Source organism: Streptomyces sp. R818 (assembly GCF_056172735.1).
In genome coordinates this window covers 349372-355768 of the sequence record NZ_JAOCNE010000002.1, presented here as the reverse complement: position 1 = coordinate 355768, position 6397 = coordinate 349372, and the positions used below count along the sequence as shown (strand labels likewise).

Sequence of the window (6397 nt, the reverse complement as noted above, 5' to 3'; positions counted from 1 at the left end):
GAGCGGCCCATCCCGGAGGTCACCCGCCTCGTCCAGCTGCTCTCGTCCTCGACGCACGATCCGCGCACCGGTGCCGAAGCGGTGCACACCGCCGCCACCAGCAGGTCCGTCGAGGACCTGCTCCAGCTCATCAACAACCTGAGCGAGAACGGCCGTGGCGGCGCACCCGTGGTGGAGGCGACCCCCGTGGTGCCCGCCGAGCCGGTCGCGCCGCCTGCCGAGCCCGCGCACTCCGCGGCCGAGACGGCGTCGGACGCGCCCGACCAGCGGGAGCGGCAGCGCGGCCCGGCCACTCCCCTGGTCTGGATGCGGCGCGCCGCGGGCGTGCTGATGCTGCTCTGCGCGGCGGCCCACTTCCCGATGGACTGGTCGCACGGGTCCGCGTTCAGCGTCTCCGCGGCCATCGGCATCTCCGCCATCTGTGCCGCGGCGGGCATCGCGCTCTGCGTGAGCCGGTCACTGTCCGTGCCCGTGGCGGCGACCCTGGTGGCCGGTGCGCTGGTCGTCGGCCATCTGGTCGACAACCGGCTCGGCATCGACTCGCTCACGCAGGCGCTGCGCCCCGACGGTGCCCCGTCGCCGCTCCCCGCCCTGTCGGCGGTCGTGGCCGCGCTCGCCGCGCTGCTCGTCGTGGCGATGACGGTCGCGGGCGTGCGGGCCTCGACCGCCGAACGCTCCCCGGCCGCGCGCGTCTGACCACCCGCTGAGCCGAAGCTGCCCCGGCCACGGAGGCCGGATCCCCCGGGATCTCGTCTCCGTGCCGGGGCAGCGGCGTGTCCGCGCCCGGGCTCGCGTGGGTCCCTGGGCGTAGGACCTGCGCCTCAGGCGCGGGCGCCGCCCGGCTGGCTAGGGTCGGTCCCCATGAACACCACGGGAACGGTCGGCCGCCGAGCGGCGGAGCGCGTACGCGACACCTTGCATCGGCTCACCACCGAGCGGGACATATGGGTGTCGACGTCCCACCCCGACCACGGTCCGCATCAGGTGCCGCTGTGGTTCCTCTGGGACGGCCGAGCCGTGTGGATGTGCACGAGTGCCACGTCCGCGACGGCCCGCAACATCCGTACGGAGCCACGCGTACGCCTGTCCCTGCCGGACACCTACGACGTCGTACTCCTCCAGGGCGAGGCCGACGGCCACATCGACGAGACGGTGCCGGCCGACGCGGCGGATGCCTTCGCGGACAAGTTCGGCTGGGACCCACGTGCGGAGGAGAGTTCCTACCTGTACATACGTGTGACCCCGAAGACGGTACGGGCATGGCGCGGTGTTCCGGAGCTCCGGGAAAGGGTCATCATGCGCGACGGGGCCTGGCTCGTACCCTCGTCAGCCTGAGGAATCGCCGACCAGATCCGCGCGACAGAGCAGTTCGCCGCACCGGAACGGCGAGGTTCACTGCCCGTGGCCGGCCAGCTTGCCGTCCGGGCACTCCCAGCGCTGGTGCACATGTCCCGTCTTGGGGTCGAACGAGCGCTCGTCCATCAGCTCCCTCATCGGGGTGCCGCACGAGGGGCAGAGCGGCGGGACGTCGGCGAAGTCGGGGTTCAAGGGCTGCGCGGGGTTCATGGGGTTCACGGGGTTCACGGTTCCTCCCGGGTGAGTACGCGGTTGCGCGGTGATGCGCTCGGGCCCCCACGACTCCAGGGTGAGCCGCGCCCCGGGTCCACGCACCCCGGGCGGCCGGGCCCTACTCGAGGACGCCGAGCGCGGTGTCCGGGCGGCAGTGCGGGCAGGCGTCGATGCCGCTCGTGAGGGACTGCCGCGCCTGGTCGCGGGTGGCGGCGCGGGACCGTTTGCCCGCCATGTGGCAGCCGCCGACGTGCACGTAGACCGCGTGGCGGCCCTGGAGTCCGCGTTCGATGAGCCAGTCCGGCGCCGGGGGCCGGGCCGCCGCGCCGTACGCGCGTTCCGTCTCGCGCCGCTCCTCGTCCGCGATCCACCGGTTGGTGCGCGCGAGGTCCTGCTCCTGGACGCGTTTGAGGAAACGCAGCAGGTCGAGGCGGGTAAGCGGCACACGTTCGGTCACATGTTCGAGTCTAGTGAGCGGCAGGGTCGCCGCTTGAGCCAGCCCCTACGCGCCGGGTGTCGAGCTAACCGTGCAGCGCCCGGTACGCGGCCGCCGCCCCCGGATGCAGCGCGATCCCACCCGTACCGATCAGGCTGCGCACGTCCAGGAACTGGGTGCCCACCGCGTTGCCGGGGACGAGGGACGTGGCGCGGCGGACCAGGAGGCGGGCGAGCGCCTCGGCCACGTCGCGGTCCAGGTCGGGGCGGCAGACCAGGAGGTTGGAGACGCCGATGGTGGCGACGCCGCCCGCCGCGCGGTAGGCGCCCGGGGGGAACGAGACCTGCTCCAGGCCCGCTCCCGCGCGGCTCTCCGCACCGCCGAGCCGGGGCAGCAGCGCGGCCAGCGGAAGGAAGCGCAGTCCTGGCCCCTCGTCGAGGTGCTTCAGGGCGGGCAGGGGGACGCCGCCCGCGACGAGCAGCCCGTCGACCGTTCCGGCGGCCATCGCGTTCGCCGCCTCGTTCAGCGGCAGGTGACGCACCTGGACGTCCGCGGGCGCCGAGAGCCCCGCGGCGCGCAGCAGCCGTCGGCCGAACACGGCGGCCCCGGAGCCCGGCGGCCCGAGCGAGACGACGCGTCCGCGCAGGTCGGCCACGCTCCGCACGCCCGCGTCGGCGCGTACGGGGAACTGCAGGTAGGTCTCGTACACCCGGCCGATCGCGCGCAGCGGCACGGGGCGCGGGAAGACGCCGGTGCCCGCCGCGTCCTGGGCCGTGGCGGTCAGGACGAGGGCGAGGTCGGCGCGGTGGTCGCGCAGCAGCCGGATGTTGTCGACGCTGCCCGCCGTGGTGCGGACCCGGCACTCCAGGCCGGGGTGGTCGGCCGCGAGCTGCTCGGCGAGCAGGTGGCCGAAGGCCTCGTAGAAGGCGGTCGGTTCGCCGGTCGCCAGGCGCAGTACGGCGCTGGGGCCGTGCGCACGCGCGGACCCGTCGCCCGCGAGGGCGCCCGCGAGACCGACGGCTGCGGTGGTGCCGAGCGCGGCGCGCAGGGCGGTCCGGCGGTTCATCGGGCACCGTCCGCCGCGTCGGCGCGCGGCAGGACCGCCCGCGCGACCAGGCCGTGGGGGGCGGCGGGGCGCAGCTCCAGGTGACCGCCGCGTCCGGTGAGGAGCTGCTCGGCGATGGCGAGGCCGAGGCCGGTGCCGGTGGTGCCGGACTGGCGGCCCGAGCGCCAGAACCGCTGCGTGGCCCGGTCGCGCTCCTCCGCGTCCAGGCCAGGACCGTCGTCGGTGACGGTGAGGACGGTCCACGGCCCCTCGGCCGCGCAGCGGAGGGTGATCTCGGCACCGCCGTACTTGATGGCGTTGTCAAGGAGGACGTCGGTGACCTGGGCGAGTTCGTGCTCCGTACAGACGACCGGGGCCGGGCCCATGGGGTCCAGGGTGATGTGCGCTCCCGCGCGGCGCGCGACCGGTACCCAGCGCCGGTGCTGCTCGGCCGCGACCGTGGCCGCGTCGCAGGAGACGGCGGGTTCGTCGCCGACGGTCAGCTCTCCGGCGCGGTGCTCGGCGGTGGCGAGGGTCAGCATGTCGTCGAGCAGCGTCTCCAGGCGGTCGAGTTCGGTGGTGACGCCGGTGTACGTGCGGTGCGCGGTGGCGGGGAGGTGGGTGTGGAGGGCGTCGACGCGGAGCCGGAGGGCGGCCATGGGGTTGCGCATCTGGTGGGAGGTGTCGGCGACGAGGCGGCGCTGCTGCTCCAGGGCGGCGGTGACGGTGCTCGCCATCCGGTTGAACCCGGTGGCCAGCTGGCGCAGCTCGGGCGGTCCCGTGGCCCGGGTGTGCGCGGGCGGCAGTCCGGCGGCGAGGCGGCCCACGGCGCGGTCGAGGCGGCGCAGCGGTCCGACCACCCAGTGGGTGACGGCGCGCGCCAGGGCCGTACAGCCGACGGCGACCAGCGCGGCGGCGGCGAGGACGGCGGCCCAGCGCCAGGCGATGTCGGTCGCGGCGGTGCGCACGGAGGCCCGCAGGACGACGGCTCCGGAGACCCGGGTGCCGGTGCCCGCGGGCTCGGCGAACATCCGGTACCCCCGCGACCAGGGGGTCAGCGACCTCGTCGGGTGTGCGGTCTGGTTGCGCAGGGCCGCGTCGATGAGGCGGGAGACGGCGGGGTCGGCGGCGCGCATGCCGCCGGTCTCGACGACGGGCTCGTGGCCGGTGTCGGTGACGACCAGCGCCTCCCCGTACAGCTCGGTGTAGCGCCGCGCCTCGGCGGCGAGCCCGGAGACGTCCCCGGTGGTCGCGGCCTGGTCCATGAGCGAGCCGAAGCGGTCGAGGTCGGAGCTGCGGGCGAGCACCAGTTCCTGCGTGCGGTCGGACGCGGTGAAGAAGAGCAGCGGGACGGCGAACGCGGCGACGGTGAGCACCACGAACGCCAGGAGCGCGGCCTGGACCCTCTTGCGCACGCGCCGCTTCCTCAGTCCGCCGCGTCGCCGAACCGGTAGCCGAAGCCCCGGATCGTCGTGAGCAGGTGGGGGCGGTCGAGCTTGGTCCGGAGCTGGGTGAGGTGCACGTCGAGGGAGCGGGACCGGGCGCCCTGGGTGTCGCCCCACACCTCGTCGAGGACCTGCTCGCGGCTGACGGCCGTGCCCGCGCGGGCGGCGAGGACCGCGAGGATGTCGAACTCCTTGGTGGTCAGCTCGATGTCGGCGCCGTCGGCGACGACCCGCCGCGCGTCGAGGTCGATCTCCACGTCACCGGCCCGCACCTTGCGGGCCTCGGGCGCCCCGGAGGCGCCGCGCGCCGCCGAGCGGCGGGTGACGGCGTCGATACGGGCGAGGAGCTCCGCGAGCCGGACCGGTTTGACCAGGTAGTCGTCGGCGCCGAGCCGCAGCCCGCGCACCACCGACCGCTCGTCGCCGCGAGCGGTGAGGACGACCACCGACATGTCGCTGACCGCCCGCAGGGAGCGCAGGACGTCGAGGCCGTCGATGTCGGGCAGGCCCAGGTCCAGGAGGAGCAGATCGGAACCGCGGTGGTAGGTCAGGACCTCCCGGCCGTGCCGGACGCGCCGGGTGTCGTGCCCGTGGTCGTAGAGCACTTCGAGGAGCGCGGCGGCCACACCGTCGTCGTCCTCGGCCAGCAGAATCTGCACGTGCACCACCTCCCATCTGCGATGTCTGCGCGGGCACCGCCCGACGAATGTAGACCACGCGACGGGCAGGGGCCGTCCCGGCGGTCGGCGGAGGGGCCCGAATGTTAAGGGACGGTTAGTTCGGTGTGCGGGGCGTTCGGCGGGCGGTGCGCACGGGGTGAGGCTGCGGGCGTCGACGACGACGAGCCGGACCCGTAAGGACACCCCACCATGATCATCGACTGTCACGGTCACTACACGACCGCGCCGCCCGCCCTCGCGGCCTGGCGCGAGCGGCAGATCGCCTCGCTCACCGCCCCCGCCCTCTCCCCGCCCATACGGAGCTGCGGATCAGCGACGACGAGCTGCGCGCGTCCGTCGAGCCGAACCAGCTGCGTCTCATGGACGAGCGCGACATCGACCTGACGGTCTTCTCGCCGCGCGCCTCGTTCATGGCGCACCACATCGGGGACTTCGCGACCTCGGCGGCGTGGGCGTCGCTCTGCAACGACCTGTGCCACCGGGTCGCCGCGCTGTACCCGGACCGGTTCGCCCCGGCCGCGATGCTGCCGCAGTCACCCGGCGTCGACCCGGCCACCTGCGTGCCGGAACTCACGCGCTGCGTGAGGAGTTGGGTGCGGTCGCGTGAACCTCAACCCACCCGTCGGCGGCCCTGGACCGCGCCGCCGCCACCGACCGCTCGGGTCCCGTCTACGAGAGATGGTCGAGTACGACGTCCCGGCCATGTCCACGTCAGTACGAGTGTGAACCCGGCGTTCCACACGACCGGCGCGCACTACCTCACGCCGACACGACGGCGTTCATGCAGCTGGTGCAGGGCGACCTGTTCCGCGACTTCCCCCCCTGCGGCTGGCGTTCGACGGCGGCGGAGCCGTTCCGTACACTGGGGCCGGTTCCGCGGTCTGGCGATGGCGCTCGGAAGCCCCCGCTGGAGGCACGTCGTCTTCTTCGACCACAATGTGTTCTACCACCCAGCCGGGCTCCGACCTCCTCTACGAGGTCGGTCCCGGCCCCGGAACATCCTCTTTCCGCCTCCGAGATGATCGGCGCCGTCCGGGACATCGACCCGTGCACCGGCCACCACTTCGACGACACACGCCGGTACGCCGAAGCCTCGCGCCTGCCCGCGGAGGACCTGGCGGCGGTCCAGGAGCACAACGCCCGCGCCGTCTACCCGCGCCTCGACGCCCTGCTGAAGCGCCAAGGCCGCTGACAACGCCACCCCCACAGCGGAGATTCCACC

At 74.2% G+C, this 6397-nt stretch carries 6 protein-coding genes and 2 pseudogenes; 3 read left to right on the top strand and 5 right to left on the bottom strand.

The genetic code is table 11. The features are described 5' to 3' along the window. Both N5I75_RS04495 and N5I75_RS04490 read left to right on the top strand, forming a co-directional pair. Positions 1–696 (top strand): annotated as a pseudogene (locus N5I75_RS04495) (hypothetical protein); the annotation flags it as partial. 165 nt (positions 697–861) lie between these two features. Next, positions 862–1335, top strand: coding sequence for a pyridoxamine 5'-phosphate oxidase family protein (locus tag N5I75_RS04490; RefSeq protein WP_476674497.1), 474 nt, complete (start codon positions 862–864; stop codon positions 1333–1335). Positions 1336–1392: 57 nt separating this feature from the next. Here the strand turns inward: N5I75_RS04490 and N5I75_RS04485 are convergent, their stop codons facing one another. The 5 genes from N5I75_RS04485 to N5I75_RS04465 all read right to left on the bottom strand — a co-directional run bounded on the left by N5I75_RS04485 (position 1393) and on the right by N5I75_RS04465 (position 5154). Further along, positions 1393–1575 (bottom strand): hypothetical protein, encoded by a 183-nt coding sequence (locus N5I75_RS04485; RefSeq protein WP_476674495.1) that lies wholly within the window; start codon positions 1573–1575, stop codon positions 1393–1395. Positions 1576–1687: 112 nt separating this feature from the next. Continuing rightward, entirely contained in the window at positions 1688–2026 is a 339-nt protein-coding gene (locus tag N5I75_RS04480) for a DUF6233 domain-containing protein (protein ID WP_476674493.1), read from the bottom strand. A 64-nt stretch (positions 2027–2090) separates the two neighbouring features. Then, positions 2091–3071 carry a TAXI family TRAP transporter solute-binding subunit gene (locus N5I75_RS04475; RefSeq protein WP_476674491.1) on the bottom strand — a complete coding sequence of 327 codons (981 nt, stop codon included), beginning with the start codon at positions 3069–3071 and terminating at the stop codon, positions 2091–2093. Next, positions 3068–4465, bottom strand: a complete 1398-nt coding sequence (locus tag N5I75_RS04470; protein WP_476674489.1) for a sensor histidine kinase — start codon at positions 4463–4465, stop codon at positions 3068–3070. Before N5I75_RS04470 ends, N5I75_RS04475 begins: the two co-directional genes overlap by 4 nt. Positions 4466–4476: 11 nt before the next feature. Further along, a complete protein-coding gene (locus N5I75_RS04465; protein ID WP_476674487.1) occupies positions 4477–5154 on the bottom strand; it encodes a response regulator transcription factor in 678 nt (225 codons plus the stop codon). A 210-nt stretch (positions 5155–5364) separates the two neighbouring features. Between N5I75_RS04465 and N5I75_RS04460 the strand changes: the two are divergent. Beyond that, a pseudogene (locus tag N5I75_RS04460) lies at positions 5365–6367 on the top strand (amidohydrolase family protein). Positions 6368–6397: the final 30 nt, after the last annotated feature.

Coding starts and splice junctions, on each gene's coding strand:
- N5I75_RS04490 (WP_476674497.1), top strand. CDS start 862: ATGAACACCACGGGAACGGTCGGCCGCCGAGCGGCGGAGCGCGTACGC.
- N5I75_RS04475 (WP_476674491.1), bottom strand. CDS start 3,071: ATGAACCGCCGGACCGCCCTGCGCGCCGCGCTCGGCACCACCGCAGCC.